This is a genomic window from Thauera butanivorans NBRC 103042, assembly GCF_001591165.1.
Lineage (GTDB): Bacteria > Pseudomonadota > Gammaproteobacteria > Burkholderiales > Rhodocyclaceae > Thauera > Thauera butanivorans.
The window spans coordinates 38,182-64,013 of record NZ_BCUG01000028.1 but is presented as its reverse complement, the minus strand read 5'-3'; the positions used below and the strand labels follow the sequence as shown (position 1 = coordinate 64,013).

Annotated in this window: 29 protein-coding genes; 25 read left to right on the top strand and 4 right to left on the bottom strand. The window is 65.8% G+C overall.

The features are described from left to right. Nucleotides 1–33 precede the first annotated feature (33 nt). The 3 genes from TBU01S_RS12605 to murA are packed head-to-tail and all read left to right on the top strand — an operon-like array spanning nucleotide 34 to nucleotide 2,333. Complete coding sequence (locus tag TBU01S_RS12605) at nucleotides 34–807, top strand: ABC transporter permease (RefSeq protein WP_068637002.1); 774 nt, start codon at nucleotides 34–36, stop codon at nucleotides 805–807. A 10-nt stretch (nucleotides 808–817) separates the two neighbouring features. Then, nucleotides 818–1,075, top strand: coding sequence for a BolA family protein (locus tag TBU01S_RS12600; RefSeq protein WP_068636980.1), 258 nt, complete (start codon nucleotides 818–820; stop codon nucleotides 1,073–1,075). 7 nt (nucleotides 1,076–1,082) lie between these two features. Then, nucleotides 1,083–2,333 (top strand): UDP-N-acetylglucosamine 1-carboxyvinyltransferase, encoded by a 1,251-nt coding sequence (gene murA, locus TBU01S_RS12595; RefSeq protein ID WP_068636979.1) that lies wholly within the window; start codon nucleotides 1,083–1,085, stop codon nucleotides 2,331–2,333. A gap of 97 nt (nucleotides 2,334–2,430) precedes the next feature. Here murA and rnk read toward each other — a convergent pair whose 3' ends face one another. Continuing rightward, on the bottom strand, nucleotides 2,431–2,838 hold the full coding sequence (gene rnk, locus TBU01S_RS12590; RefSeq protein ID WP_068637001.1) for a nucleoside diphosphate kinase regulator: 408 nt from the start codon (nucleotides 2,836–2,838) through the stop codon (nucleotides 2,431–2,433). Nucleotides 2,839–3,012: 174 nt separating this feature from the next. On the opposite strand from rnk, the gene hisG reads away from it, so the two are divergent. Together hisG and hisD are read left to right on the top strand one after the other, a co-directional pair. Next, nucleotides 3,013–3,657, top strand: coding sequence for an ATP phosphoribosyltransferase (gene hisG, locus TBU01S_RS12585; RefSeq protein ID WP_068637000.1), 645 nt, complete (start codon nucleotides 3,013–3,015; stop codon nucleotides 3,655–3,657). Nucleotides 3,658–3,667: 10 nt separating this feature from the next. Beyond that, complete coding sequence (gene hisD, locus TBU01S_RS12580) at nucleotides 3,668–4,975, top strand: histidinol dehydrogenase (protein ID WP_068636978.1); 1,308 nt, start codon at nucleotides 3,668–3,670, stop codon at nucleotides 4,973–4,975. 44 nt (nucleotides 4,976–5,019) lie between these two features. Here the strand turns inward: hisD and hisC are convergent, their stop codons facing one another. Then, nucleotides 5,020–6,093 (bottom strand): histidinol-phosphate transaminase, encoded by a 1,074-nt coding sequence (gene hisC / locus TBU01S_RS12575; RefSeq protein ID WP_068636977.1) that lies wholly within the window; start codon nucleotides 6,091–6,093, stop codon nucleotides 5,020–5,022. A 173-nt stretch (nucleotides 6,094–6,266) separates the two neighbouring features. Here hisC and hisB point away from each other — a divergent pair, with 173 nt between their 5' ends. The 10 genes from hisB to tatC all read left to right on the top strand — a co-directional run bounded on the left by hisB (nucleotide 6,267) and on the right by tatC (nucleotide 11,762). Then, entirely contained in the window at nucleotides 6,267–6,854 is a 588-nt protein-coding gene (gene hisB, locus TBU01S_RS12570) for an imidazoleglycerol-phosphate dehydratase HisB (RefSeq protein ID WP_068636976.1), read from the top strand. A gap of 61 nt (nucleotides 6,855–6,915) precedes the next feature. Next, the gene (hisH, locus tag TBU01S_RS12565) at nucleotides 6,916–7,554 is read left to right on the top strand and encodes an imidazole glycerol phosphate synthase subunit HisH (RefSeq protein ID WP_068636975.1); all 639 of its coding nucleotides are present in this window, start codon (nucleotides 6,916–6,918) and stop codon (nucleotides 7,552–7,554) included. 51 nt (nucleotides 7,555–7,605) lie between these two features. After that, nucleotides 7,606–8,355 (top strand): 1-(5-phosphoribosyl)-5-[(5-phosphoribosylamino)methylideneamino]imidazole-4-carboxamide isomerase, encoded by a 750-nt coding sequence (gene hisA / locus TBU01S_RS12560; protein ID WP_068636974.1) that lies wholly within the window; start codon nucleotides 7,606–7,608, stop codon nucleotides 8,353–8,355. A gap of 22 nt (nucleotides 8,356–8,377) precedes the next feature. Continuing rightward, nucleotides 8,378–9,136, top strand: coding sequence for an imidazole glycerol phosphate synthase subunit HisF (hisF, locus tag TBU01S_RS12555; protein WP_068636973.1), 759 nt, complete (start codon nucleotides 8,378–8,380; stop codon nucleotides 9,134–9,136). A gap of 2 nt (nucleotides 9,137–9,138) precedes the next feature. Continuing rightward, on the top strand, nucleotides 9,139–9,528 hold the full coding sequence (gene hisI, locus TBU01S_RS12550) for a phosphoribosyl-AMP cyclohydrolase (RefSeq protein ID WP_217999612.1): 390 nt from the start codon (nucleotides 9,139–9,141) through the stop codon (nucleotides 9,526–9,528). Continuing rightward, nucleotides 9,525–9,851 carry a phosphoribosyl-ATP diphosphatase gene (locus tag TBU01S_RS12545; RefSeq protein ID WP_068636971.1) on the top strand — a complete coding sequence of 109 codons (327 nt, stop codon included), beginning with the start codon at nucleotides 9,525–9,527 and terminating at the stop codon, nucleotides 9,849–9,851. The genes hisI and TBU01S_RS12545 overlap by 4 nt, the downstream gene beginning before the upstream one ends. After that, nucleotides 9,848–10,195: a histidine triad nucleotide-binding protein gene (locus TBU01S_RS12540; RefSeq protein WP_068636970.1), complete on the top strand. Its 348-nt coding sequence runs from the start codon at nucleotides 9,848–9,850 to the stop codon at nucleotides 10,193–10,195. The genes TBU01S_RS12545 and TBU01S_RS12540 overlap by 4 nt, the downstream gene beginning before the upstream one ends. A 10-nt stretch (nucleotides 10,196–10,205) precedes the next feature. Beyond that, entirely contained in the window at nucleotides 10,206–10,433 is a 228-nt protein-coding gene (gene tatA, locus TBU01S_RS12535) for a Sec-independent protein translocase subunit TatA (RefSeq protein WP_068636969.1), read from the top strand. Between the two features lie 91 nt (nucleotides 10,434–10,524). Continuing rightward, entirely contained in the window at nucleotides 10,525–10,950 is a 426-nt protein-coding gene (tatB, locus tag TBU01S_RS12530; protein ID WP_068636968.1) for a Sec-independent protein translocase protein TatB, read from the top strand. Then, nucleotides 10,947–11,762, top strand: coding sequence for a twin-arginine translocase subunit TatC (gene tatC / locus TBU01S_RS12525; RefSeq protein WP_068636967.1), 816 nt, complete (start codon nucleotides 10,947–10,949; stop codon nucleotides 11,760–11,762). Before tatB ends, tatC begins: the two co-directional genes overlap by 4 nt. A gap of 117 nt (nucleotides 11,763–11,879) precedes the next feature. Here the strand turns inward: tatC and TBU01S_RS12520 are convergent, their stop codons facing one another. Continuing rightward, nucleotides 11,880–13,037: a Do family serine endopeptidase gene (locus TBU01S_RS12520; protein ID WP_068636966.1), complete on the bottom strand. Its 1,158-nt coding sequence runs from the start codon at nucleotides 13,035–13,037 to the stop codon at nucleotides 11,880–11,882. Nucleotides 13,038–13,111: 74 nt separating this feature from the next. Between TBU01S_RS12520 and TBU01S_RS12515 the strand changes: the two genes are divergently transcribed. The 10 genes from TBU01S_RS12515 to TBU01S_RS12470 all read left to right on the top strand — a co-directional run bounded on the left by TBU01S_RS12515 (nucleotide 13,112) and on the right by TBU01S_RS12470 (nucleotide 24,595). Beyond that, nucleotides 13,112–13,861, top strand: coding sequence for a Nif3-like dinuclear metal center hexameric protein (locus TBU01S_RS12515; protein WP_068636965.1), 750 nt, complete (start codon nucleotides 13,112–13,114; stop codon nucleotides 13,859–13,861). Nucleotides 13,862–13,922: 61 nt separating this feature from the next. Beyond that, the gene (locus tag TBU01S_RS12510; protein ID WP_068636964.1) at nucleotides 13,923–14,477 is read left to right on the top strand and encodes a DUF2889 domain-containing protein; all 555 of its coding nucleotides are present in this window, start codon (nucleotides 13,923–13,925) and stop codon (nucleotides 14,475–14,477) included. A gap of 223 nt (nucleotides 14,478–14,700) precedes the next feature. Further along, nucleotides 14,701–15,861, top strand: coding sequence for an ADP-forming succinate--CoA ligase subunit beta (gene sucC, locus TBU01S_RS12505; RefSeq protein ID WP_068636963.1), 1,161 nt, complete (start codon nucleotides 14,701–14,703; stop codon nucleotides 15,859–15,861). Nucleotides 15,862–15,873: 12 nt separating this feature from the next. Next, nucleotides 15,874–16,767, top strand: coding sequence for a succinate--CoA ligase subunit alpha (gene sucD / locus TBU01S_RS12500; protein ID WP_068636962.1), 894 nt, complete (start codon nucleotides 15,874–15,876; stop codon nucleotides 16,765–16,767). A gap of 115 nt (nucleotides 16,768–16,882) precedes the next feature. Next, nucleotides 16,883–17,605, top strand: a complete 723-nt coding sequence (locus TBU01S_RS12495; protein ID WP_068636961.1) for an FHA domain-containing protein — start codon at nucleotides 16,883–16,885, stop codon at nucleotides 17,603–17,605. Nucleotides 17,606–17,734: 129 nt separating this feature from the next. Next, entirely contained in the window at nucleotides 17,735–18,502 is a 768-nt protein-coding gene (locus TBU01S_RS12490; RefSeq protein WP_068636960.1) for a 3',5'-cyclic-nucleotide phosphodiesterase, read from the top strand. A 53-nt stretch (nucleotides 18,503–18,555) separates the two neighbouring features. Further along, complete coding sequence (rpe, locus tag TBU01S_RS12485; protein ID WP_068636959.1) at nucleotides 18,556–19,251, top strand: ribulose-phosphate 3-epimerase; 696 nt, start codon at nucleotides 18,556–18,558, stop codon at nucleotides 19,249–19,251. After that, nucleotides 19,248–19,931 (top strand): phosphoglycolate phosphatase, encoded by a 684-nt coding sequence (locus TBU01S_RS12480; RefSeq protein WP_068636958.1) that lies wholly within the window; start codon nucleotides 19,248–19,250, stop codon nucleotides 19,929–19,931. The genes rpe and TBU01S_RS12480 overlap by 4 nt, the downstream gene beginning before the upstream one ends. A gap of 253 nt (nucleotides 19,932–20,184) precedes the next feature. After that, nucleotides 20,185–21,657 (top strand): anthranilate synthase component I, encoded by a 1,473-nt coding sequence (trpE, locus tag TBU01S_RS12475; protein ID WP_068636957.1) that lies wholly within the window; start codon nucleotides 20,185–20,187, stop codon nucleotides 21,655–21,657. 310 nt (nucleotides 21,658–21,967) lie between these two features. Then, entirely contained in the window at nucleotides 21,968–24,595 is a 2,628-nt protein-coding gene (locus tag TBU01S_RS12470; protein ID WP_068636956.1) for an EAL domain-containing protein, read from the top strand. Between the two features lie 90 nt (nucleotides 24,596–24,685). Here the strand turns inward: TBU01S_RS12470 and TBU01S_RS12465 are convergent, their stop codons facing one another. Then, nucleotides 24,686–25,711: an AraC family transcriptional regulator gene (locus tag TBU01S_RS12465; RefSeq protein WP_068636955.1), complete on the bottom strand. Its 1,026-nt coding sequence runs from the start codon at nucleotides 25,709–25,711 to the stop codon at nucleotides 24,686–24,688. Nucleotides 25,712–25,832: the final 121 nt, after the last annotated feature.

Genomic DNA, 25,832 nt, shown 5'->3' with positions numbered 1-25,832 from the left:
CGCCGCGGCGCGACGCCGCCGCGTATCGAGCCGATGGCCGCCGATGCGCCGCTGACGGGTTTTCGTACCCTGCTGTACAAGGAAGTGCTGCGCTTCTGGAAAGTGGCTTTCCAGACTGTCGCCGCGCCGGTACTCAACGCGCTGCTGTTCCTGCTGATCTTCTCGCACGTGCTCGACCGCCACGTCACCGTGTATGGCGACGTTGCCTACACCAGCTTCCTGGTGCCCGGCCTGGTGATGATGTCGGTGCTGCAGAACGCCTTCGCCAACAGCTCGTCCTCGCTGATCCAGAGCAAGATCACCGGCAACATCATCTTCGTGCTGCTGCCGCCGCTGTCCTATCGCGAGTTCTATGCCGCCTACGTCATCGCCGCGACGCTGCGCGGGCTGTTCGTCGGTGCCGCCGTGCTGCTGGTGGCGATGCCCTTCGTCGAACTGAGCATGGCCAGTCCGTTGTGGGTGCTGGCGTTCGCCGTGATGGGCGGGGCGATCCTGGGCTCCTTCGGCGTCATCGCCGGTATCTGGGCCGACAAGTTCGACCAGCTCGCCGCTTTCCAGAACTTCCTGATCCTGCCGCTGACGATGCTGTCCGGTGTGTTCTACTCGATCCATTCGCTGCCGCACTTCTGGCAGGATGTATCGCATTTCAACCCGTTTTTCTTCATGATCGACGGGTTCCGTCATGGCTTTTTCGGCCAGTCGGACACTTCGCCCTGGCTGTCGCTCGCGGTGGTGTCCGGCTGTTTCGTATTGCTCGCGGCCTTGACCCTGGCTCTGCTCGCACGGGGCTACAAGCTGCGCTCCTAAAGGATGAATCATGTTTGAAGCTAGCGAAATCAAGCGCCTGATCGAACAGGGCATGCCCTGCGAATTCGTCGCCATCGAAGGCGACGACGGGGTGCATTTCACCGGCATCGTCGTCAGCCCGGCCTTCGAGGGCAAGCCGCGCGTGCGTCAGCACCAGGCGGTGTATGCCACGCTCGGCCGCCTGATGGGCAACGAGATCCATGCGCTGCAGCTGCAGACCTTCACTCCTGCGCAATGGGAAGAGGGCCGTGGCGAACTGGGCATGTGAGGCCGCGATGGACAAACTGCTGATCGAAGGCGGCAGCCGCCTGTCGGGCGAAGTCGCCATTTCCGGTGCCAAGAACGCCGCGCTGCCCATCCTGTGCGCGGCGCTGCTGACGGCCGAACCGGTGACCTTCACCAACGTGCCGCAGCTGAAGGACATCGGCACCCTGCTGGCGCTGCTGGCGCAGATGGGGGTCAAGGTGGCGCGCGAAGGCGACAGCGTCACGCTCGACGCGTCGGGCTTGAACAATCCGGTCGCACCCTACGAGATGGTCAAGACCATGCGGGCGTCGATCCTCGTGCTCGGCCCGCTGGTGGCCCGCTGCGGCGAGGCGCGGGTGTCGCTGCCCGGCGGCTGTGCGATCGGCGCCCGTCCGGTGGACCAGCACATCAAGGGCCTGCAGGCGATGGGGGCGGAGGTGAAGGTCGAGCATGGCTACGTCCATGCCAAGGTACCGCGGCTGAAGGGCGCGCGCCTGTTCACCGACATGGTCACCGTGACCGGCACCGAGAACCTGATGATGGCTGCCGTGCTGGCCGACGGCGAAACCGTGATCGAGAACGCTGCGCGCGAACCCGAAATCGTCGATCTGGCGAACTGCCTGGTGTCGATGGGCGCGCGCGTGTCGGGCGCCGGTTCGGATGTCATCCGGATTCGCGGTGTAGACCGTCTGCATGGCGCGAGCCATCGCATCATGCCCGACCGCATCGAGACCGGCACCTACCTGTGCGCCGCCGCAGCCACCGGCGGCTCGGTGCGGCTGACCGGCACCAGTTCGAGCTACCTGGATGCCGTCATCGACAAGCTGATGGATGCGGGCTGCGAGATCCTTGCCGAGCGCGATGCGATCCGCCTTGATGCGCCGGCCCGGCTCAATGCCGTCAGCCTGCGCACCGCGCCGTATCCAGCTTTCCCGACCGACATGCAGGCCCAGTTCATGGCGATCAACTGCGTCGCCAAGGGCGTCGCGATGATCCGCGAGACCATCTTCGAAAACCGCTTCATGCACGCGGTCGAGCTTCAGCGCCTGGGCGCGGACATCCGCATCGACGGCAACACCGCCGTCGTCCAGGGCGTGGACAGGCTGCAGGGCGCGACCGTGATGGCGACCGACCTGCGTGCTTCGGCCAGCCTGGTGGTGGCCGGCCTGGTGGCCGAGGGCGAGACGGTGATCGAGCGCATCTATCATCTCGACCGCGGCTACGAACGGCTGGAGGCGAAGCTGGCCGCGCTCGGTGCCAAGGTGCGGCGCCTGGCCTGAACGGGCAGGCGCCTGCAGCGGCGATCAGACGCCGCCCACGGGGTGCCCGGAGGCCGCGGAACCTGGAGAGCGCTCGGAGATCGCGTTCAAGGATCGCTCAGAGATCGAACTGGCCGTTGGCTTCGGGCTGCCAGGTCACTTCCAGCACCTTCAGGTGCAGTTCCTTGCCGTCCGGCGTGGTCCAGTCGATCGACTGGCCGGTGGCCAGTCCGAGCAGGGCGCTGCCGGCCGGCGAGAAGATCGATACCCGGCGCGCTTCGGCGTTGGCGTCCTTGGGGTAGGCCAGCGTCAGCTCGTATTCGCGGCCGGTGCCTTCTTCGAGGAAGCGGGCGCGGCTGTTCATCGTGATGACGTCGGCCGGCATCTCCTCGGGTTCGCGCACGTCGGCCCGTTCGAGCTCTTCGCGCAGGCCGTCGAGGTCGCTGCGGCTGCGGAAGGCGGGGAGGGTCAGCAGGCCCTCGAGGCGTTCGAGGTCGCTGCTGGAAACGATGATTGGCGGCTTCATGATGTCGTCCTGCGTGATGTCCTGCGCGGAAGACCTTGCGGAGCGCGCGGACATGCAAAAGAAAAGGCCGAACTGCCGCTCGCAGTTCAGCCCATTGGGTGTGCCCAGTCGGACGAAGGTTAACAGAAGCGGTGCCGGGTTACAATGTCGGCCCGTTCGACCAAGGCTTTTCACGTGTCCAGCATCACGCTCGCCCTGTCCAAGGGGCGCATCTTCGAAGAGACGCTGCCGCTGCTCGCGGCCGCCGGCATCGTGCCGACCGACAACCCCGAATCCTCGCGCAAGCTCATCATCGGCACCAACCGGCCGGACGTGCGCCTGGTCATCGTGCGTGCCACCGACACGCCGACCTACGTGCAGTACGGTGCGGCCGACCTCGGCATCGCCGGCAAGGACGTCCTGCTCGAGCATGGTGGGGCGGGCCTGTACCAGCCGCTGGACCTCGACATCGCCCGCTGCCGCCTGTGCGTGGCGGTGCAGAAAGGCTTCGACTACGCTGCTGCCACCCGGCCCGGCGGGCGCATCCGCGTCGCCACCAAGTACATCAATGCCGCCAAGGCGCACTTCGCCGGAAAGGGCATGCACGTCGACCTGATCAAGCTCTACGGTTCGATGGAACTGGCGCCGCTGGTCGGGCTGGCCGATGCGATCGTCGACCTGGTGTCCACCGGCGGCACGCTGCGCGCCAACAACCTCGAAGAGGTCGAGGACATCATGCCGATCAGTTCGCGCCTGATCGTCAACCAGGCCTCGCTGAAGCTCAAGCGCGAACTGCTGCAGCCGGTGCTCGATGCCTTCGCCGGCGCGATCAAGCCCTGAGGAACCGATCATGAGCCAGACGCCCATCCGCCGCCTCGACGTGCGCGAGCCCGAATTCCTGTCCACGCTGGACGCCCTGCTGGCCTTCGAGGCCGAGGCCGACGAGCGCATCGACGGCGCGGTGACCGAGATCCTGCGTGCGGTGCGCACCACCGGCGACGCCGCGGTGGTCGAATACACCCGCCGCTTCGATGGCCTCGAGGTGAATTCGATGGCGGCGCTGGAACTGCCGAAAGCCGAGCTGCACGCCGCGCTCGACGGCCTGTCGTCGGCCCAGCGCGAGGCGCTGACCGTCGCTGCCGACCGCGTGCGCATCTACCACGAACGCCAGAAGGGCGAGTCCTGGGAGTTCGAAGAAGCCGACGGCACCCGCCTGGGGCAGAAGGTCACGCCGCTCGACCGCGTCGGCCTCTACGTGCCGGGCGGGCGGGCGTCCTACCCGAGCTCGGTGCTGATGAACGCGATCCCGGCCAAGGTTGCCGGCGTCGGCGAGCTGATCATGGTCGTGCCGACGCCGCGCGGCGAGAAGAACCCGCTGGTGCTGGCGGCGGCGGCGATCACCGGCGTCGACCGGGTGTTCACCATCGGCGGCGCGCAGGCGGTGGCGGCGCTGGCCTACGGCACGCAGACCCTCCCGCAGGTCGACAAGATCGTCGGCCCGGGCAACGCCTACGTCGCCGAAGCCAAGCGCCGGGTGTTCGGCACCGTCGGCATCGACATGGTGGCGGGGCCGTCCGAAGTGCTGATCATCGCCGACGGCTCCGGCCACGCCGATTGGGTGGCGATGGACCTGTTCGCGCAGGCCGAGCACGACGAACTGGCGCAGTCCATCCTGCTGTGCACCGATGCGGGTTTCATTGATGCCGTGCATGACGCGATCGACCGCCTGCTGCCGACGATGCCGCGGCGCGAGACCATCGCCAAGTCGCTGGCCAACCGCGGCGCGCTGATCCGCGTCGACAGCATCGAGCAGGCCTGCGCGCTGGGCAACCGCATCGCGCCCGAGCACCTCGAGCTGTCGCTGGAGGATGCCGAAGCCTGGATCGACCACATCCGCCACGCCGGCGCGATCTTCGTCGGCCACTGGGCGGTGGAGGCGCTGGGCGACTACTGCGCCGGGCCGAACCACGTGCTGCCGACGATGCGCAGCGCGCGCTTCTCGTCGCCGCTGGGCACCTACGACTTCCAGAAGCGCACCAGCATCGTCAACATCTCCCAGGCCGGCGCCCAGCACCTGGGCAAGGTCGCGTCCATCCTGGCGCATGGCGAGGGCTTGCAGGCCCATGCACGCTCGGCGGAGATGCGCCTGAAGGTCTGATGCTGTCCGCCACCATCCATGACCGATGGTGGCGGTGCCATTTCTCAACGCCCGAGGATTTCCCTCAGGGCTTCGATCAGGATGGCGCACTGCTCGTCCGTCCCCACCGTGATGCGCAGGAACTGATCGATGCGTGGCGCCTTGAAGTGGCGCACGATGATTGCGCGCTTGCGCAGTTCGGCGGCCAGTTCGGCGCCGTCGCGCTGCGGATGGCGGGCGAAGATGAAGTTTGCCGCCGAGGGCAGCACCTCGAAGCCCAAGGCCCGCATCCGGCCGACCAGCGTTTCGCGGGTCGCGATCACCTTGCGGCAGCTTTCCTGGAAGAACGCCTCGTCCTCCACCGACGCCACCGCGCCGGCCAGCGCCAGGCGGTCGAGCGGATAGGAGTTGAAGCTGTTCTTGACCCGCTCCAGGCCCTCGATCAGCTCGGCGTGGCCGGCGGCGAAGCCGACGCGCAGGCCGGCGAGCGAGCGGCTCTTGGAGAAGGTGTGCACGACCAGCAGGTTGGGGTACTTGTCGACCAGCGTGATTGCGCTGTCGCCGCCGAAGTCGATGTAGGCCTCATCCACCAGCACCACGGCGTACGGGTTGCCGGCGACGATGCGCTCGACGTCGGTCAGGCTCAGCAGGCGGCCGGTGGGGGCGTTGGGGTTGGGGAAGATGATCGCGCCCGGCCGTTCGCCGCCCTGCGGAAGGTAATCTTCGACACGGATCGAGAAGTCGTCGGCCAGCGGCACCACGCGCTGCCCGATGCCGTACAGGCCGCAATACACCGGGTAGAAGCTGTAGGTGATGTCCGGAAACCACAGCGGCCGGTCCTGCTTCAGCAGCGCCATGAAGGCGTGCGCCAGCACCTCGTCCGAGCCGTTGCCGACGAATATCTGCTGCGGCTGCAGGCCGTGGCGGCGGGCCAGCGCAGCCTTCAGCGCGTCGGCGTTCGGGTCCGGGTAGAGCCGCAGGCTGTCGTCGGTGGCGGCGCGGATCGCGGCCAGCGCCCTGGGCGAGGGGCCGTAGGGGTGTTCGTTGGTGTTGAGCTTGACCAGCTTGTCGAGCTTGGGCTGTTCGCCCGGAACGTAGGGGGTCAGGCCGTGGACGACGGCGCTCCAGAAGCGGCTCATGTTCTGTCTGCTGTGCGGGGTTCGAAGGCGGGGGGAAACATCTCGCGCCGTGGCTGTCCACGCTGCGAGCTGCACGCTACTGCCGACCTGATGAGTGGTCATTCGAGGCGGCCATTTTGCCGGGCGATGTTATCATGGCCCGAACCTGCAACTCTTGAGTCTCACCAGCATCCATGCGGCAAGCCGAAGTCACTCGCAACACCCTCGAAACGAAGATCTCCGTGCGCATCGACCTCGACGGCACGGGCAAGGGCAGGCTGGATACCGGCGTCCCCTTCTTCGATCACATGCTCGACCAGATCGTGCGCCACGGCCTGATCGACCTGGACATCCACTGTGAGGGCGATACCCACATCGACGACCATCACACGGTCGAGGACGTCGGCATCACGCTGGGACAGGCCTTCGCCAAGGCCCTCGGCGACAAGAAGGGGCTGCGCCGCTACGGCCACGCCTACGTGCCGCTCGACGAGGCGCTGTCGCGCGTCGTGGTGGATTTCTCCGGCCGGCCCGGCCTGCATTACTTCGTCGATTACACCCGCGCCCGCATCGGCAACTTCGATGTCGACCTGGCGCGCGAATTCTTCCAGGGTTTCGTCAATCACGCCGGCGTCACACTGCACATCGACAACCTGCGCGGCGACAACGCCCACCACCAGTGCGAGACCGTGTTCAAGGCCTTCGCCCGCGCGCTGCGCATGGCGGCCGAGGTCGACGAGCGCGCGGCGGGGACGATTCCTTCCACCAAGGGCGCGCTCTGAGCAAAAACCTTCCGCGGCCGTGCGCAACGGCCGCCATCCTGCACGAAAGCGAGTCAAGCCGATGACCATCGTGGCCATCATCGATTACGGCATGGGCAATCTGCGCTCGGTCGCCAAGGCGATCGAGCATGTGGCACCCGGCCATGAAGTCTTCGTCACCTCCGATCCTGCGCGCGTCGCGGCCGCCGAGCGGGTCGTCTTCCCGGGGCAGGGGGCAATGCCCGACTGCATGCGCGAGCTCGATGGCCGCGGCCTGCGCCAGGCGGTGCTGGATGCGGCGGCGAGCAAGCCTTTCCTGGGGATCTGCATCGGCCAGCAGATGCTGTTCGAGCACAGCGCCGAAGGCGACGTGCCCGGTCTCGGCATCCTGCCGGGAGACGTACAGCGTTTTCCCGAGCAGAAGATGCTGGCAGCGGACGGCAGCCGCCTGAAGGTGCCGCACATGGGCTGGAACGAAGTGTGGCAGCGCGGCCCGCATCCGATGTGGGACGGTATCCCGGACGGCGAGCGCTTCTACTTCGTGCACAGCTACTTCGTCGTGCCGGCCGATGCTGCGCTGGCCGCGGCGGACACCGACTATGGGGTTCGCTTTACCAGTGCGGTAGCGCGGGATAATATCTTCGCGGCCCAGTTCCACCCCGAGAAAAGCGCTGCGGCCGGCTTGCGCCTGCTGGCGAACTTCATCCGCTGGCAGCCCTGAGCACCGGCACAGGCTGCCTCATTCCTTAGTCCCATCCATTCCAGAACCGGTATGCTGCTCATTCCCGCCATCGACCTCAAGGACGGTCACTGTGTTCGCCTGAAGCAGGGCGAAATGGACGATGCCACGGTGTTTTCCGAAGATCCCGGTGCCATGGCGCGCCACTGGCTCGACGCCGGCGCCCGCCGCCTGCACCTGGTCGACCTCAACGGCGCCTTCGCCGGCAAGCCGAAGAACGGCGCCGCGATCCGCGCGATCACCGACGAAGTCGGCGAGGACGTTCCGGTGCAACTCGGTGGCGGCATCCGCGACCTCGACACCATCGAGCATTATCTCGACAACGGCATCAGCTACGTCATCATCGGCACCGCGGCGGTGAAGAACCCGGGTTTCCTGCACGATGCCTGCGGCGCCTTCCCCGGCCACATCATCGTCGGCCTGGACGCCAAGGACGGCAAGGTGGCGGTGGACGGCTGGTCGAAGCTGACCGGGCACGACGTCGTCGATCTCGCGAAGAAGTTCGAGGACTACGGCGTCGAAGGTGTCATCTACACCGACATCGGCCGCGACGGCATGCTGTCCGGCGTCAATGTCGAAGCCACCGTGCGGCTGGCGCAGGCGCTGCGCATTCCGGTCATCGCCAGCGGCGGCATCACCGACCTGCGCGACATCGACGCACTGTGCGCGGTCGAGGACGAAGGCATCATGGGCGCGATCACCGGCCGGGCGATCTACGAAGGCACGCTCGACTTCGCCGCCGCCCAGGCCCGTGCCGACGAATTGAGCGGCACCACCGAATGACCTTCTCCATCGAGTACCGCTGATGCTGGCCAAGCGCATCATCCCCTGTCTGGACGTGAGCGCCGGACGCGTGGTCAAGGGCGTCAATTTCGTCGAACTGCGCGATGCCGGCGATCCGGTCGAGGTCGCCCGCCGCTACGACGAGCAGGGCGCCGACGAACTCACCTTCCTCGACATCACCGCGAGTTCCGACGACCGCGACATCATCCTGCACGTCGTCGAGCATGTCGCCGAGCAGGTCTTCATCCCGCTCACCGTCGGCGGCGGCGTGCGCGCGGTCGAGGACGTGCGCCGCCTGCTCAATGCCGGCGCCGACAAGGTCAGCATGAACACCGCGGCGGTGAATAACCCGCAACTGGTGCACGACGCCTCGAGCAAGGTCGGCAGCCAGTGCATCGTGGTGGCGATCGACGCCAAGCAGACCGCGCCGGGCAAGTGGGAAGTCTTCACCCACGGCGGGCGCCGCAACACCGGGCTGGATGCCATCGCGTGGGCGCGCAGGATCGAAGCGCTGGGCGCGGGCGAGATCCTGCTGACCAGCATGGACCGCGACGGCACCAAGAGCGGCTTCGACCTGGCGCTGACGCGCGCGGTGTCGGACGCGGTGCGCATCCCGGTGATCGCCAGCGGCGGCGTCGGCACGCTCGACCATCTGGCCGACGGCGTTTCCGAAGGCCGCGCCGACGCGGTGCTGGCGGCGAGCATCTTCCATTTCGGCGAACACACGGTGCGCGAAGCCAAGGAGCTGATGCGCGCACGCGGAATCGAGGTGAGACTGTGAGCATGAACGCGGCCTGGCTGGACGAGATCGAGTGGGACGAGAACGGCCTGGTGCCGGTGATCGCGCAGGAAGCGTCCAGCGGCGACGTGCTGATGTTCGCCTGGATGAACCGCGAGGCGCTGCAGCGCACGGCGGAAACCGGCGAAGCCATCTATTGGTCACGTTCGCGGCGCAAGCTGTGGCACAAGGGCGAGGAGTCCGGCCACGTGCAGAAGGTGCTCGACATCCGCATCGACTGCGACAACGATGTCGTGCTGCTGAAGATCGAGCAGGTCGGCGGCATCGCCTGCCATACCGGACGCCACAGCTGCTTCTTCCAGAAGTATTTTGCCGACGGCCGCTGGGAAGCCGTCGAACCGGTTTTGAAAGACCCGAAGGAGATCTACAAGTGATCGATATCGAAGTGCTGCGCCGTGTTTCCGATACCCTGGTCGCGCGCAAGAAGGCGGACCCCGACGCCTCCTACGTCTCCAGCCTGTACGCCAAGGGTACGGACGAGATCTGCAAGAAGGTCGCCGAGGAGGCTGCCGAGACCATCATGGCGGCCAAGGACCAGGACAGGCTGCACCTGGTGTGGGAAGTCACCGACCTGTGGTTCCACTCGCTGGTGCTGCTGGCCCACCACGGCCTGTCGGTCGAGGACGTGCTGGCCGAGTTCCGCCGCCGCGAAGGCGTGTCGGGCATCGACGAGAAGAAGTCGCGGACGGCGCAATGAGCGAGTGCATCTTCTGTCGCATCGCCCGCGGCGAGATTCCGTCGAAGAAGGTCTATGAGGACGAGCACGTCTTCGCCTTCCACGACATCAATCCCGCGGCGCCGGTGCATGTGCTGGTGATCCCCAAGGTCCACGTCGATTCGATGGCGCAGCTCGGTGAGGAACACGAGGCGGCGATGGGGCGTCTGATGGTAGCGGCGGGGCGCATTGCGCGCGAGCAGGGCTGCACCGACGGTTTCCGGACCATCGTCAACACCGGAAGGGTGGGACTGCAGGAGGTGTATCATCTGCACCTTCATATTCTGGGTGGCCCCAATCCCCTGCCGCCCATGTTGAAGCATTGAGGAGAGCGGTATGGGTTCATTGAGCATCTGGCACTGGCTGATCGTGCTGGTCATCGTCCTGCTGGTGTTCGGGACGAAGAAGCTGCGCAACATCGGCTCCGACCTGGGTGGCGCGGTCAAGGGCTTCAAGGAAGGCATGAAGGAAGGCGACGCCGACGCCGCCGCGCAGCAGAAGATCGCCGAAGGGCAGACGATCGAAGGCGAGGCGCGGGAAAAGGTCGACAAGTCCGCTTCCTGAGTCTTGCGTCCGGATGGAGGGGGCGCCCATCAGGGAGCGCCCCTTCGTTTTCGTGCGGCACATGCATGATGTGCCTCCATAGCGGCGAAACATGTTCGATTTCGGCTTTTCTGAACTCGTTGTGATCGGGGTGGTACTCCTGATCGTGGTCGGCCCCGAGCGCCTGCCCAAGGTCGCGCGTACGGCCGGGCACCTGCTGGGACGGCTGCAGCGCTACGTGTCGGACGTCAAGTCCGACATCCAGCGCGAGATGCAGCTCGAGGAACTGAAGAAGCTGCAGGAGCAGGTCAAGCAGCAGGCGCAGGAACTCGAAAGCTCGGTGCGCACCGGCGTGTCTGATGTCGAGAACCAGATCGGCAGCACGGTCGATGATCTGCGCTCCAGTCTGCCGGATGCGGCGTCGCTGAAGGCATCATCCGAGTCTGCCGCTGTCCCCGCGGAGGCGAGCGAAGGCCAGCTCGAACTCGGACTCGATGCCAAGCGCCAGGCCGGCGCGGCGGACAAGACCCAGGCATGAGCACCCAACAAGAAACTTTCATCTCCCACCTGATCGAGCTGCGCGACCGCCTTATCCGCGCGCTGCTCGCGCTGGTGATCGTGTTCGTCTGCCTGATGCCGTGGGCGGGCGACATCTACGACATCCTCGCCAAGCCGATGATGGATACCCTGCCGGCAGGCACGAACATGATTGCCACCGGCGTGGTGACGCCGTTCTTCGTGCCGGTCAAGGTCACGATGATGGTCGCCTTCGTGCTGTGCCTGCCCTGGGTGCTGTACCAGGCCTGGGCCTTCATCGCGCCGGGGCTGTATGCGCACGAGAAGCGCCTGGCGCTGCCGCTGGTGGCCGGCAGCACGCTGCTGTTCATCGCCGGCATGGCCTTCTGCTATTTCTTCGTGTTCGGCATGGTGTTCAAGTTCATCGCCGAATTCGCCCCCAAGAGCATCGTGCCGGCGCCGGACATCGAACAGTACCTGTCCTTCGTGATGTCGATGTTCCTCGCTTTCGGCATCACTTTCGAAGTGCCGGTGGTGGTGATCGTGCTGGCCAAGGCCGGCATCGTCAGTGTGGCGAAGCTGCGCGAGGCGCGCCCCTACGTCATCGTCGGCGCTTTCGTGGTTGCCGCCATCGTCACCCCGCCGGACGTCGTCTCGCAGCTGATGCTGGCGATTCCGATGTGCCTGCTCTACGAACTGGGCATCATCCTTGCCAACTGGATGGCGAAGCCTGCGCCTGCCGCTGCCGAGGACGGCTACGTTCCACCGTCTATCGAGGACATGGACAGGGAGCTGGACCGCATCGAAGCAGGCGAGGGCGCCGACAAGCGCTGAGTGCGCGGCCACCGATCAAGGCGACGCCGGCACCGATTCATCATCGGGTAGCACGGGAATACCGGAGCTTCAGCCGCGAACACTGCTGCTTTCGCGGCTGAAGCCGCTTGCGAAAGTTCAGCGATTGGCAGGAGTGGGACGGCGGCCGACGGTCACTTTCAGCTCCACTTCCTTGTCGCCGCGCAGCACGCGGAAGTCCGCAGTGTGCCCGGGCGGCAGCGCGGCGACCATGTCGAGCATGGAACGCGGATCGCGGACGCTGGTGCCATCGACCGCGATCAGCACGTCGCCCGGCCGGATGCCGGCACGATCGGCCGGGCTGGCACGCAGCACGCCGGCGATCAGCGCGCCCTGCGTGCCGCGCAGGCCGAAGGATTCCGCCAGTTCGGGGGTGATGTCCTGGATCTCGACGCCCACCCAGCCGCGCGTGACCTCGCCGGTGGCGACGATCTGTTCGAGCACGTTGCGGGCAATGGAGACCGGGATGGCGAAGCCGATGCCGAGCGAACCGCCGGAACGCGAGTAGATCGCGGTGTTGATGCCCACCAGGTTGCCGGCGCTGTCGACCAGCGCGCCGCCCGAGTTGCCGGGGTTGATCGCGGCATCCGTCTGGATGTAGTTCTCGAAGGTGTTGATGCCCAGCTGGCTGCGTCCCAGCGCGGAGATGATGCCCATCGTCACGGTCTGGCCGACGCCGAAGGGATTGCCGATCGCCAGCACGACATCGCCCACGCTCAGGGCGTCGCCGCCGGCCAGGGTGATGACCGGCAACTGGTCGTCGGTGTCGATCTTCAGCACCGCCAGATCCGTCTCGGGGTCGCGTCCGATCTGGCGTGCGCTGAATTTGCGCCCGTCGTTGAGCGCGATCTCGATCTGGTCCGCGGTCTCGATGACGTGGTTGTTGGTGATGATGTAGCCGTCGGGGCTGACGATCACGCCCGAACCCAGGCCCGAGGGGCGCTGGCTGGGGCCGCTGTTCGGACGTTCGCCGAAGAAGTGGCGGAACATCGGGTCGTCGAACAGCGGATGGCGGGTACCGGCGCCGGCCTTGCTGGTGAAGATATGGACGACCGCGGGCATCGAGCGCTGCGCGGCTGCGGCGTAGGAGCCGGAGGCGGCGGCACGCGTGCCGCTGTCGGCGGGCGCCTCCAGGATGGCGACGACGGAAGCGGGCGCGGTGTCGCGCAGCCACTCGGGCTTGAGTGTGCTGAGGACGAACAGGCCGGCGACGCTGATGGTCACGGCCTGGGCGAAGATGAGCCACAGACGGCGCATAATGTGATGGGTTCGAAAGAGGGTGGAGCCTGGCGGGCGGGATGCCCGGCCAGGCCGGAACGACAGGAGGCCGCATGCAACTCGGTGAGCTCACGGCGCGTCTGGACGCACTGCTCGACGCGACGCGTTTCAAGGATTATTGCCCAAATGGTCTGCAAGTGGAAGGACGTGCCGAAGTGGCGCGGGTGCTGTGCGGAGTGACCGCCAGCCAGGCGCTCGTCGATCTCGCGGTGTCCGGTGATTATGACGCCGTGTTTGTCCATCACGGTTATTTCTGGAAGGGCGAGGACGGGCGCGTCACCGGCATCCGCCGGCAACGGCTGAAGGGCCTGCTGGCCAACGACATCAGCCTGCTCGCCTATCATCTGCCGCTGGATGCCCATCCCGAGCACGGCAACAATGCCCAGCTGGGCAAGCTGATGGATTGGGTGCCGGAAGGGCGTTTCGCCGACCAGGATCTTGGCTGGCTCGGCCGTCCGGCCGGGCCGGCCGAGCCAGCCGGGCAGATCGCCCGCGCGTTGGCCGAGCGGCTGCAGCGCGAGCCGCTGCTGGTCGGGGATGCGTCGCGGCCGGTGCGGCGGGTGGCGTGGTGCACCGGTGGTGCCCAGGGTTACTTCGAGCAGGCGATCGCGGCGGGCGCCGATGTATTCGTGTCCGGCGAGATTTCCGAACAGACGGTGCATCTGGCGCGCGAGACGGGTATCCCGTACATCGCCGCCGGCCACCATGCGACCGAGCGCTACGGCGCGAAGTCGATCGCGGCCTGGCTGGCGGGCGAGCTCGGGCTGGCGGCGGATTTCGTCGATCTGCCCAATCCGGTCTGAGCCTTCCGTGCGCGATTGGTTAGAATCCGCTTCTCCATACGTCCGCGTACGTGAATAGAAGATGCCTCTGCCCGCCAGTTCCGCGCCCCGCCGGCGCATTCACACCCGGCGCATCGAAGTCGAGGGCTTCCTGCGCGAGGACGGCCTGTACGAACTCGATGCCTCGCTGACCGACGTCAAGGATGTCGATTATCCGATTGCGTCCGGCATCCGCCCTGCGGGTGTGCCGGTCCATCTGATGCGGCTGAGGATCGTCTTCGACACCACCTTCAACATCCGCGACGCGGTGGCCTGTTCGGATGGCGTGCCCTATCCCGGCTACTGCGACACCATCGGGCCGGCGTACCGGCAATTGATCGGACTGAACCTGGTGCGTGGCTTCCGCCGCACCATCGGCGAGATGTTCGCCGACGTCCGGGGCTGTTCGCACATGACGGAGATGCTCAATTCGCTGCCGACGGCGGCGATCCAGACCATCGCCACTTTCATGCGGGACAACGAGGACAACGGCGAGAAGCCCTTCCAGCTCGATCGCTGCCATGCCCTGGATACGTCGGCGGAAGCCGTGCGCCGCTACTATCCCAAGTGGTACCGGAAGCCCGGTGCGGCCGGCTGATCCGCACCCGCAGTGCACTGCGCAAAACTGGTTATAATTACGGAGTCTTGCGGCAGGCGAGCGCTCGCGCGTGCATGTCACGAGGCCGGGCCGGCTCTGCTGGCCGAAGGCGGCGGGCGGCGGTCGAGGGAGACGACGCCTGCCGTGGAGCGGGACGCTCCGAAGCATGCCATCAACCTGTTTGCGACGGGCCTGCCGTCGTGACTTCGAACGAAGGGCAACCATGAAGATTCATGAGTATCAGGCAAAAGAAGTTCTAAGAAAGTTCGGCGTCGTGACGCCCCGTGGCATCCATTGCACCAGCGTAGAGGGCGCGGTGAAGGCTGCCGAAGAACTCGGCGGCAATTTCTGGGTGGTCAAGGCCCAGATCCATGCCGGCGGCCGCGGCAAGGGCGGCGGCGTCAAGCTCGCCAAGTCGCTCGACGACGTCCGCAAGTACGCAGGCGAAATCCTCGGCATGCAGCTGATCACCCACCAGACCGGCCCCGAAGGCCAGAAGGTGCGCAACCTGCTGATCGAGGAAGGCGCCGACATCCAGCACGAGTACTACGTTGCCGCGCTGACCGACCGTGCCACCCAGAAGGTCGCCATGATGGCCTCCTCCGAAGGCGGCATGGACATCGAGGAAGTCGCGCACAACACCCCCGAGAAGATCATCAAGGTCTTCGTCGATCCCGCCGTCGGCCTGACCGACGAGCAGGCCACCGAGCTGGCCAAGGGCATCGGCATGCCGGCCAACTCGATGGCCCAGGCGGTCGACACGCTGAAGAAGCTCTACACCTGCTACATGGAAACCGATGCCTCGCTGGCGGAAATCAACCCGCTGATCCACGAAAGCAACGGCACCGTGAAGGCGCTCGACGCCAAGTTCAACTTCGACTCCAATGCGCTCTACCGTCATCCCGAGATCGTCGCCTACCGCGACCTCGACGAAGAGGATGCCGACGAGATCGAAGCTTCCAAATTCGATCTGGCCTACATCAGCCTCGACGGCAACATCGGCTGCCTGGTGAATGGTGCCGGCCTGGCGATGGCCACCATGGACACGATCAAGCTGTTCGGCGCCGAGCCGGCCAACTTCCTCGACGTCGGCGGCGGCGCCACCACCGAGAAGGTCACCGAAGCCTTCAAGATCATGCTCAAGAACCCCAAGGTCAAGGGCATCCTGGTCAACATCTTCGGCGGCATCATGCGTTGCGACACCATCGCCGAAGGCGTGGTTGCCGCGGCCAAGGAAGTGAACCTCTCCGTCCCGCTGGTGGTGCGCATGAAGGGCACCAACGAGGAGCTCGGCAAGAAGATTCTCGCCGAATCGGGCCTGCCGATCATCGCTGCCGACACCATGGCGGACGCCGCGACCAAGATCGTCGCTGCGGTCAAGTAAGGAGAGCTTCGAATGTCCATCCTGATCAACAAAGACACCAAGATCATCACCCAGGGGATCACCGGCAAGACCGGCCAGTTCCACACCGAGAAGTGCATCGAGTACGCCAACGGCAAGAATTGCTTCGTCGCCGGCGTGAACCCGAAGAAGGCCGGCGAGAAGATCTTCGACGTGCCCATCTACGCCTCGGTCAAGGAAGCTGCCGCTGAAACCGGCGCCACCGTGTCTGTCATCTACGTGCCGCCGGCAGGTGCTGCCGACGCCATCTGGGAAGCCTGCGAAGCCGACCTCGACCTCGCCATCTGCATCACCGAAGGCATCCCGGTGCGCGACATGCTGGTCGTGCGCAACAAGATGAAGGCCAAGGTTGCCGCCGGTGGCAAGGAAACCCTGCTGCTCGGTCCCAACTGCCCCGGCCTGATCACGCCGGATGAAGTCAAGATCGGCATCATGCCCGGCCACATCCACCGCAAGGGCCGCATCGGCGTGGTGTCGCGCTCCGGCACGCTGACCTATGAAGCCGTGGCACAGCTCACCGAAATCGGCCTGGGCCAGTCCTCGGCGGTCGGTATCGGCGGCGACCCGATCAACGGCCTCAAGCACATCGACGTGATGCGCATGTTCAACGACGATCCGGACACCGATGCGGTGATCATGATCGGCGAGATCGGCGGTCCCGACGAAGCCGAAGCCGCCCAGTGGTGCAAGGCCAACATGAAGAAGCCGATCGTCGGCTTCATCGCCGGCGTCACCGCGCCGGCCGGCAAGCGCATGGGCCACGCCGGTGCGCTGATCTCGGGCGGTGCCGATACCGCCGATGCCAAGCTCGCCATCATGGAAGAGTGCGGCTTCAAGGTCACGCGCAACCCGTCGGAAATGGGCAAGCTGCTGAAGGCGATGCTCTGATCGCCTGATCGTCCGATCCGAAAAACGCCGGCCTGTCCGGCGTTTTTTTTGCTTTAGAATGTCCCCGGACGGCCGGTGGAACTGCGGGCCGCGAACATCAAAGCGGGAACAGGCAATGCCGAAGTTGATCCTCAGCATGGACGGGCTCGTCCTCAAGGAGATCGAGCTCGACAAGGAGCGGATTTCGATCGGGCGCAAGCCGGACAATGACATCCAGATCGACAATCTGGCAATCAGCGGCCATCATGCGGTGATCACCTGCATCCTCAACGATGCCTTTCTCGAAGACCAGAACAGCACCAACGGCACCTACGTCAACGGCCAGCCGGTGAAAAAGCATGTGCTGCACCACAACGACGTCGTCGAGCTCGGCAAGTACCGGATCAAATATCTCGTCAGTGCGCCGCCGGCCGGCCAGGCGGCTGCCGAAATGATCGATACCGCTGCGCTGAAGGCTTTCGAACTGCCTCCGGCCGAAGCCGGCATCGAGCCCAGGCCCGGCCCCAGCGAAACGCAGATCGCCGCCGCCGGGGCGCTCGAACGTGCGGAAAAGGCCGTTGCCGCCGGTGCCGGCCGCGTCGGCGTGATCCAGGTATTGAGCGGCGCCAACAGCGGGCGCGAACTGGAACTGACCAAATCCCTGACCACGCTGGGCAAACCGGGCAGGCAGGTGGCCGTCATCACCCGCCGTCCGCATGGCTACTTCATCACCCATGTCGAAGGGGGCGCCTTTCCCACGGTCAATGGCAAATCGATCGACGTCCAGGCACATCCGCTCAAGGACCACGACATCATCGATCTCGCCGGCGTGAAGATGGAATTCTTCCTGCGTACCTAGCCCGGCAGGCGGCCGGAGGGCCGTGATTTTTTGCCTATCGATGCCCCCGGCGGAGTGATAAGGTTTCCTCCGACGACACAACTGGGAATCGTAGCGGCGTGCGCCCTGACAGGCGCGCCGTGATCGGGCATGGAACTGACGGTGCTGGGGTGCAGTGGCGGTATTGGCGGGGTGCTGGCGCGCACCACCGCACTGCTCGTGGACGATGACATCCTCATCGACTGTGGCACCGGCGTGGGGGATCTGCCGTTCGAGGCGTTGTGCGGAATCGATCACGTCTTCATCACCCACGCCCATCTCGACCACATCGCCTCGCTGCCGCTGTTGATCGACTCCGTCGGCGAGCTGCGGACGACGCCGCTGATCGTGCATGCGCTGCCTGAAACCATCCGCATCCTGCACTCGCATATCTTCAACTGGCTGGTGTGGCCGGATTTCTCGGCGATACCGGACAGGAACCATCCCTTCATGCGCTTCCAGCCCCTGAAAGTGGGGGAAACCACCCGGCTCGGCGCGCGCGCCGTCACTGCCTTGCCGGCCCAGCATACCGTGCCGATGGCTGCCTTCTGCCTCGACAGCGGCGAAGGCCAGCTCGTGTTCTCGGGCGATACCGCCTACTGCCCCGAGCTCATTGCCGCCATCAACGCGCAGCCGGCGCTGCGCCATCTGATCATCGAGACCGCCTTCGCCGACGAGCAGCAAGGGCTTGCGCTCGCCTCGCGCCACTTGTGCCCGAGCATGCTGCTCGAAGTGCTGGCGGAGCTGACCGGGCAGCCGGAAGTGCATGTCACCCATCTCAAGCCGGGCGTGGACGATCGCATCATGGCCCAGATCGAGGCGGGCGATTCGCCGCTGAAACCCCGCCGCCTGCTGCAGGGCCAGGTGCTGAACTTCTGACTGCTGCGGCTGGCGGTTAGAATCCCGGTTCGAACGCCTTCCCGGAGATTCCCATGTACCGCATCGCCCCCAGTCTGCTGTCCGCGGACTTCGCCCGCCTCGGTGAAGAAGTCCGCAACGTCGTTGCGTCGGGCGCCGACTGGATCCATTTCGATGTGATGGACAACCATTACGTGCCCAACCTGACGGTCGGGCCGCTGGTCTGCGAAGCCATCCGTCCCCATACCAGCGCACCGATCGACGTCCATCTGATGGTCAAGCCGGTCGACCGCATCATTCCGGACTTCGCCAGGGCAGGTGCCAACATCATCACCTTCCACCCCGAAGCGTCCGAGCACATCGACCGCAGCCTCGGCCTGATCCGCGACTCCGGCTGTCAGGCCGGCCTGGTGTTCAACCCGGCCACCCCGCTGCACCACATGGACCACGTCATGGACAAGCTCGACGTGGTGCTGCTGATGAGCGTCAACCCCGGCTTCGGCGGGCAGAAGTTCATCCCCGAAACGCTCAACAAGCTGCGTGCCGCGCGCGACAGGATCGATGCCTACGAAGCGCGTAGCGGGCGCCGCATCCTGCTCGAGATCGATGGCGGCGTGAAGACCGACAACATCGCCGAGATCGCCCGTGCCGGAGCGGACACCTTCGTTGCCGGTTCGGCGGTGTTCGGCGCCGGCAGGGACGAGGACCCCAACCGCTACGATTCGATCATCGGCGCGCTGCGCGGCGAACTGGTCAGGGTGGCGGCATGAGCGGGGCGGCACGCTTTTCGCCGCGGGCGGTGCTGTTCGACCTCGACGGCACCTTGCTCGACACCATCGGCGATCTGGCCGATGCCGCCAACCTGATGCTGGCCGAGCTGGGCCGGCCGCAGCGATCCCAGGACGAGATCCATCGCTTCGTCGGCAAGGGCATCCCGAACCTGGTGCGGCGCTGCATGACCGAGGGTAGGACTGCGAGCGAGACCGAGATCGACGCTGCCGTCGACGTCTTCCGCCGCCACTACGCGGTGGTCAACGGCAGGCGCGCCAGCATCTATCCCGGCATCGAAGAGGTGCTGCGGGCGCTCGATGCCCGCGCCATCCCGCTCGCCGTGGTGACCAACAAGGCCGAAGCCTTCACGCTGCCGCTGCTCGAACGCATGGGCATCGCCGGCTACTTCGGCACCGTGGTCAGCGGCGACACGCTGCCGGTCAAGAAACCCGATCCGGCCATGGTACGGCTGGCCTGCGAGCGCCTCGGCGTCGTCCCGGCCGAAGCCCTGATGGTCGGCGACTCCGCCAACGATGCGCTGTCGGCGCAGGGCGCCGGCATGCCGGTGCTGCTCGTCAGCTACGGCTACAGCGAAGGCGTGCCGGTGGACACCATCGAATGCGATGGGCTACTATCGGACGCGCTTCAACTGCTGGATCACATCGTTCCGGCACAGTAGCCGGCCCGGGCTTCCGATGGGCCGGTCCAGGCGAGTTTCGCCAGGCACTCCACTCATGCTCGACATCGTGATGCTCGCACTCCGGGATCGCTTCCTCGCCGCTTCCGCAACCGTCCAGCTGGGCTGGCACGGCGGCTGGCGTTGGCCTTTGGGCCACTGACGCGACCTCCCCCCGCGGGGTGTCGGCTGCGCCTTGCGCACCGCCCCGCCTGCTGCAGCACCTTCCGATCGAATCGACCCACGTGGAGCCCCCATGCTCGAACAGGAATTCAATGCCCTCGCCTCGCAGGGCTACAACCGCATCCCGGTCACGCTCGAGACCTTTGCCGATCTCGACACGCCGCTGTCCATCTACCTGAAGCTCGCCAACGAGCCCTATACCTATCTGCTCGAATCGGTGCAGGGCGGCGAACGCTTCGGCCGCTATTCCTTCATCGGCCTGTCGTCGCCGACCCGCATCGAAGTCTATGGCCGTTCCGCGCTGCTGCTCACCGGCAACCGCCTGGTCGAGCGCCGCGACTACGGTGATCCGCTGAACTTCGTCGCCGAGTTCATGAACCGCATCAAGGTGCCGCCGCGCGAGCACCTGCCGCGCTTCGCCGGCGGCCTGGTCGGCTGCTTCGGCTACGACACCGTGCGCTACATCGAACCCAAGCTGGCGCAGACCGAGAAGGCCGACACCATCGGCACGCCCGATATCCTGCTGCTGCTGTCCGAGGAAGTCGCCATCGTCGACAACCTCAGCGGCAAGCTGACCCTGGTCGTCTATGCCGAACCGGAAGTGCCTGGCGCCTTCAAGCGCGCCCAGAAGCGCTTGCGTGAGCTGCTGGCGCGGCTGCGGGCACCGGTGCGGATACCGGAGGAATGCTGCGCCGAGCCCGCGGAGGCGGTGTCGAGCTTCGGCGAGGACGCCTTCAAGGACGCGGTGCGCCGCGCCAAGCAGTACATCGTCGACGGCGACGTCATGCAGGTCGTGCTGTCGCAGCGCATGAGCAAGCCCTACGCGGCCAGTCCGATGGCCTTGTATCGCGCGATCCGCTCGCTGAATCCGTCGCCCTACATGTTCTACTTCAACTTCGAGGACTTCCACGTCGTCGGCGCTTCGCCCGAGATCCTGACCCGGCTCGAGGACGAGGTCGTCACCGTGCGCCCGATCGCCGGCACGCGCAGGCGCGGCGCCACGGTGGCCGAGGACGTTGCGCTGGAGCACGAACTGCTGGCCGATGCCAAGGAAATCGCCGAGCACGTGCAACTGCTCGACCTCGGCCGCAACGACGCCGGCCGGGTGTCGCAGACCGGCACGGTCAAGGTCACCGAGCAGTTCACCATCGAGCGCTACTCGCACGTGATGCACATCGTCTCCAACGTCGAAGGCCGGCTCAAGGACGGGCTCAATGCGCTCGCCGTGTTGCGCGCCACCTTCCCGGCGGGCACCGTGTCGGGTGCGCCCAAGGTGAGGGCGATGGAGATCATCGACGAACTGGAGCCGGTCAAGCGCGGCATCTACGCCGGTGCGGCCGGCTACCTCGGCTTCCATGGCGACATGGATCTCGCCATCGCGATCCGCACCGCGATCGTCAAGGACGGCCAGATCCACGTCCAGGCGGGCGCCGGCATCGTCGCCGATTCCGACCCCGACGCCGAATGGCAGGAAACCCGCAGCAAGGCGCGTGCCATGCTGCGTGCCGCCGAGATGGCCGAAGGCGGGCTGGACACTCCCAACTGACGCGGGATTCCGTGCATGCCGGCAAGGCGGAAGCCTGCCGGCATGCACGGCCCGTGCTGCGCACACGCCTGCCGGCCACGGGCCTGCGCGAACAGGGCGTTCGGGCCGCTTCACGCCGAGCCTGTCCTCGAGCCATACCAATCCGCGTTCGAAAGCATGGAAGCTGTCCGGTCAACTCCGCTCACCGACCGGGCATCGTCCGGCCATTGAATGCAAGTTGCTATCAATGGCCGCTTCATGCCAATTAATGCATTTACGGTCGTTCGCGACTCCCCCATGATGGGCCTCCCCGAAAAACTCACGACGGTCCATGTTCATCGAGCTTGCCAAAGGTGTCGCCCTGCTGCTGGCGCTGTGTTTTCTGCACGGCTTCAATGTGAGGCTATGGCGTCAGCGCCCGCTTGCGGGGCAGTTCGTCTCCGGACTCATCTTCGGCGGCGTCTGCGCGGTGGGCATGCTCACGCCGCTGGTGCTGGTGCCGGGCGTGATCTTCGATGCGCGCTCGGTGGTGCTCAGCATGGCCGGACTGTTCGGCGGCCCGCTGGTGGCCGGCGTCGCGGCGCTCATGGCGGCAGGGGTACGGCTGTGGCTGGGCGGACTGGGAACGGAGACGAGCCTGCTGGTGATCATGCTGTGCACCGCGTCGGGCCTGGCCTATCATCAGGCGCGCGCGCGCGGGTGGCTGGGGGTGAAGGCGACCACGCTGGCATGCTTCGGCTTCCTGCTGCACCTGGCGGTGGTGGCCCTGTTCCAGTTGCTGCCCCCCGACGTGGTACGGAGCGTCAACGAGACGGTCGCCCTGCCTTTCGTGCTCACCTTCACCGTCGCCACGGTGGTGCTCGGGCTGCTGCTGCGCGACGTGGAGGAGCGCCTGGCCACCGCACAGGCCCTCGCGGACACGGCGGCCCGGCTGCGCGCGATCACCCAGGCCATTCCCGACGTGCTGCTGGTGCTCGATGACCGCGGGCGCTGCGCAGAGGTGCTGTCGGCCGATTTGCCGCAACTGGCCGGCAAGTGCCTGCATGACGTGCTGCCTGCCGCGCAGGCCGACCGTTTCAGGGCGCTGGTCGGCGACACTCTGCGCTCGGGCCGCATGCATGGCATCGAGTACGAGATACGGACGCATGCGGGTGTGCGCCACTACGAGGGGCGTGCCCAGCCCCTGGGCACGCTGGTGAACGGCCAGGCTGCGGTGGTCTTTCTGGCGCGCGACATCACCGAGCGCAAACTGGCCGAGAGTGCCCTGCGTGAGTCGGAGCTGCGTTTTCGCTCGGTGCTGCGCAACATCCCGTCCATCTCGGTACAGGGCTACCTGGAGGATGGCACCACGACCTACTGGAACAAGGCGTCGGAGCGGCTTTACGGCTACACGGAAGAGGAGGCGATGGGCAGCAAGCTGCTGGATCTGATCATTCCGCCCTCCATGCACGACGCGGTACGCGCGGAAATGCGCCGCATGTTCGCCACCGGCGAGGTGGCTCCGGCGGGAGAGGTGCAACTGCAGCGCAAGGACGGCTCGCTGGTGGATGTGCTCTCCAGCCACGCCTTCATCCACGTGCCCGGCCAGCCGCCGGAGGTGTTCTGCATCGACATCGACATCTCGGGCCGCAAGGCTGCCGAGGAGGAGGCCCGCTACCTGGCGTTCTACGATGCGCTCACGCAACTGCCCAACCGTCGCCTGCTGGTGGATCGTCTGCAGCAGGCGACGGTCAACGGCATGCGTTCGGGGCTGAGCACTGCGGTGTTCTTCGTGGACGTGGACAACTTCAAGACCCTGAACGACACCCGGGGCCACGAAGTCGGCGATCTGCTGCTGCAACAGATCGCCGACTGCCTGTGCGAGTGTGTGCGCGAGCAGGATACCGTGGCGCGCCTGGGGGGCGACGAGTTCGTGGTGGTGGCGCAGAACCTGAGCGGCGAAGCGCCCGAGGCCGCTGCCCAGGCCCGCATGCTGGGCGAGCTGATTCTGGCCCGGCTGCGCCAGCCCTGGAACCTGGCCGGGCGTGAACATCATCTCTCGGTCAGCATCGGGGTGACGCTGCTGAGCGGCCGTCCGGAGCCCGTGGATGAAGTGCTCAAGCAGGCGGACATGGCCATGTACCGGGCCAAGGACGCCGGGCGCAATACGCTGAGCTTCTTCGACCCCGACATGCAGCAGGCGGTGAACCGCCGCGCGATGCTGGAGGCCGAACTGCGCAACGGCCTGCGCCAGTCGCAGTTCCTGCTGCTCTATCAGCCCCAGGTGGACCAGGATGGACGGGTGATCGGCGCCGAGGCCCTGGTGCGCTGGCAGCATCCGCTCCATGGCATGGTGTCGCCCGCCGAATTCATCCCGCTGGCCGAAGGGTCCGGCCTGATCCTGCCGCTGGGCCATTGGGTGATGGAAACCGCGCTGCGCCAGCAGGCCTGCTGGCGCAATGATCCGGCGCTGGCGCACCTGCTCCTGGCCATCAACGTGAGCGCGCGCCAGTTCCTGCAGGAAGACTTCGTGGCGCAGGTCCTGGCGCTGCTGCGCGATACCGGCGCCGATCCCGCACGGATCAAGCTGGAGCTGACCGAAAGCATGCTGCTGCACAGCGTGGACAACGCCATCGCCACCATGAGCGCGCTCCAGGCCCATGGCCTGGGCTTCTCACTGGACGACTTCGGCACCGGCTACTCGTCGCTGAGTTATCTCCAGCGGCTGCCGCTGGACCAGATCAAGATCGACCAGGGCTTCGTGCGTGACGTGCTGCTGCATCCGAGCGATGCGGCCATCGCACGCACGATCATCATGCTGGCAGACAGCCTGGGCCTGGATGTGATCGCCGAAGGGGTGGAGACGGCGGCGCACCACCGGTTTCTGCTGGAGCACGGCTGCACGTCCTTCCAGGGCTACCTGTTCGGGCGTCCGATGGCGCTGGAGGCGTTCGAGCGGCAGGCGCGCGGGGATGGCTGACAGGCGGAAACGCCGCTCGCCTTCCAGCTTGGCCAGGAGCGCCTGCAGGGCGCACTGAAAACGCCGAACCGGGGGGCGAGCCGGCGCGGCTCAGCGCCGAAGCTCTTCCGCGCCTTTGCCCGTCCAGCGCTTCAAGGCCCTGCGGAAGTTCGCGGCATCACTGAATCCCAGCAGCATCGCAATGTCGCTGGTGTTCATCCGGGTGGTCTTCAGGTATTTCAGCGCGAGCGAGCAGCGCACGTCATCGACGATGGCCTGGAATGAAGTCCCCTCCATTTCCAGGTGGCGCCGCAGCGTCCGGACGGACATGTTCAGCATGCGTGCGATGGTGTCCATGGATGGCGATTCGCCCGGCTTGCCCACCAGGATCTGGTAGACCTTGGTCGACAGGTCCGCAGGTTCCATGGTCTGTCCGATCAATTGATCGCACATTTCCTGAACCAGTGCCGCGGTGAGCCGATGCGCCATATGCGGCTTTTGATCCAGGATCGAATTGTCGTAGATCAGTTCGCAGCGCGGCTGGCCGAAAAGGCACGGGCAGCCCAGGTATTTCGGATAGATATGGGCATGCCGGGGTGGCGGATAGGAGAAACAGGCCCGCAAAGGGGTGTATTTGCAGCCTGCAACCTCTTGCAAATGGGTGATGTTGACGCTGAATTGCAGCTCGATCAGGAATTCACGCAATTCACGCGACGGATTCGAGACAAAGACCTCTGGAAATGTCCAGACGACGGTGTCGGCATGCTCCGCGAATTCGATCATGGTGGGCGGCGTGGTCAGGCGGCGGTATTTGACGGCGAGCCTGAAATAATCGCGCAGCGACATGCAGGACATCAGCGCATAGCCATATATCCCATATGCCGAAAGATGCAGGCGGGCTCCCGCCTCGAAAGCAATGGCAGGATCGCGGGACAGGGAAATCGCATTCTCGCAAACGGTCAGATACTGGCTTACCGACGTCAATGCGAATGCATTGGAGAGGTCTTCGACCGTCACCTGGCTTCCCCTGAGGCAGTCCTCGGGAGAAATGCCCTGCTCCGCAAGAATGTCGACGATCACACCGATCTTGTAGGGAGGATAAATGCGCTCATCGGGTAGCGGAAGTGATGGCTTCATGACTGCTCTGCAATATGACCGTTTAAGACTCGTTGATGGCCGGAATTGATCTTTCGAAATTAAGAATCTCTATCGCAGCATCATCGGCACAAGAGTAGCGCCGGCACGAGCGCGCCAATGA

Excerpts from the sequence above, each read along its gene's own strand:
- TBU01S_RS12605 (WP_068637002.1), top strand. The coding sequence starts at position 34 with ATGGCCGCCGATGCGCCGCTGACGGGTTTTCGTACCCTGCTGTACAAG.
- TBU01S_RS12600 (WP_068636980.1), top strand. The coding sequence starts at position 818 with ATGTTTGAAGCTAGCGAAATCAAGCGCCTGATCGAACAGGGCATGCCC.
- murA (WP_068636979.1), top strand. The coding sequence starts at position 1,083 with ATGGACAAACTGCTGATCGAAGGCGGCAGCCGCCTGTCGGGCGAAGTC.
- rnk (WP_068637001.1), bottom strand. The coding sequence starts at position 2,838 with ATGAAGCCGCCAATCATCGTTTCCAGCAGCGACCTCGAACGCCTCGAG.
- hisD (WP_068636978.1), top strand. The coding sequence starts at position 3,668 with ATGAGCCAGACGCCCATCCGCCGCCTCGACGTGCGCGAGCCCGAATTC.
- hisC (WP_068636977.1), bottom strand. The coding sequence starts at position 6,093 with ATGAGCCGCTTCTGGAGCGCCGTCGTCCACGGCCTGACCCCCTACGTT.
- hisB (WP_068636976.1), top strand. The coding sequence starts at position 6,267 with ATGCGGCAAGCCGAAGTCACTCGCAACACCCTCGAAACGAAGATCTCC.
- hisH (WP_068636975.1), top strand. The coding sequence starts at position 6,916 with ATGACCATCGTGGCCATCATCGATTACGGCATGGGCAATCTGCGCTCG.
- hisA (WP_068636974.1), top strand. The coding sequence starts at position 7,606 with ATGCTGCTCATTCCCGCCATCGACCTCAAGGACGGTCACTGTGTTCGC.
- hisF (WP_068636973.1), top strand. The coding sequence starts at position 8,378 with ATGCTGGCCAAGCGCATCATCCCCTGTCTGGACGTGAGCGCCGGACGC.
- hisI (WP_217999612.1), top strand. The coding sequence starts at position 9,139 with ATGAACGCGGCCTGGCTGGACGAGATCGAGTGGGACGAGAACGGCCTG.
- TBU01S_RS12540 (WP_068636970.1), top strand. The coding sequence starts at position 9,848 with ATGAGCGAGTGCATCTTCTGTCGCATCGCCCGCGGCGAGATTCCGTCG.
- tatA (WP_068636969.1), top strand. The coding sequence starts at position 10,206 with ATGGGTTCATTGAGCATCTGGCACTGGCTGATCGTGCTGGTCATCGTC.
- tatB (WP_068636968.1), top strand. The coding sequence starts at position 10,525 with ATGTTCGATTTCGGCTTTTCTGAACTCGTTGTGATCGGGGTGGTACTC.
- tatC (WP_068636967.1), top strand. The coding sequence starts at position 10,947 with ATGAGCACCCAACAAGAAACTTTCATCTCCCACCTGATCGAGCTGCGC.
- TBU01S_RS12520 (WP_068636966.1), bottom strand. The coding sequence starts at position 13,037 with ATGCGCCGTCTGTGGCTCATCTTCGCCCAGGCCGTGACCATCAGCGTC.
- TBU01S_RS12515 (WP_068636965.1), top strand. The coding sequence starts at position 13,112 with ATGCAACTCGGTGAGCTCACGGCGCGTCTGGACGCACTGCTCGACGCG.
- TBU01S_RS12510 (WP_068636964.1), top strand. The coding sequence starts at position 13,923 with ATGCCTCTGCCCGCCAGTTCCGCGCCCCGCCGGCGCATTCACACCCGG.
- sucC (WP_068636963.1), top strand. The coding sequence starts at position 14,701 with ATGAAGATTCATGAGTATCAGGCAAAAGAAGTTCTAAGAAAGTTCGGC.
- sucD (WP_068636962.1), top strand. The coding sequence starts at position 15,874 with ATGTCCATCCTGATCAACAAAGACACCAAGATCATCACCCAGGGGATC.
- TBU01S_RS12495 (WP_068636961.1), top strand. The coding sequence starts at position 16,883 with ATGCCGAAGTTGATCCTCAGCATGGACGGGCTCGTCCTCAAGGAGATC.
- TBU01S_RS12490 (WP_068636960.1), top strand. The coding sequence starts at position 17,735 with ATGGAACTGACGGTGCTGGGGTGCAGTGGCGGTATTGGCGGGGTGCTG.
- rpe (WP_068636959.1), top strand. The coding sequence starts at position 18,556 with ATGTACCGCATCGCCCCCAGTCTGCTGTCCGCGGACTTCGCCCGCCTC.
- TBU01S_RS12480 (WP_068636958.1), top strand. The coding sequence starts at position 19,248 with ATGAGCGGGGCGGCACGCTTTTCGCCGCGGGCGGTGCTGTTCGACCTC.
- trpE (WP_068636957.1), top strand. The coding sequence starts at position 20,185 with ATGCTCGAACAGGAATTCAATGCCCTCGCCTCGCAGGGCTACAACCGC.
- TBU01S_RS12470 (WP_068636956.1), top strand. The coding sequence starts at position 21,968 with ATGTTCATCGAGCTTGCCAAAGGTGTCGCCCTGCTGCTGGCGCTGTGT.
- TBU01S_RS12465 (WP_068636955.1), bottom strand. The coding sequence starts at position 25,711 with ATGAAGCCATCACTTCCGCTACCCGATGAGCGCATTTATCCTCCCTAC.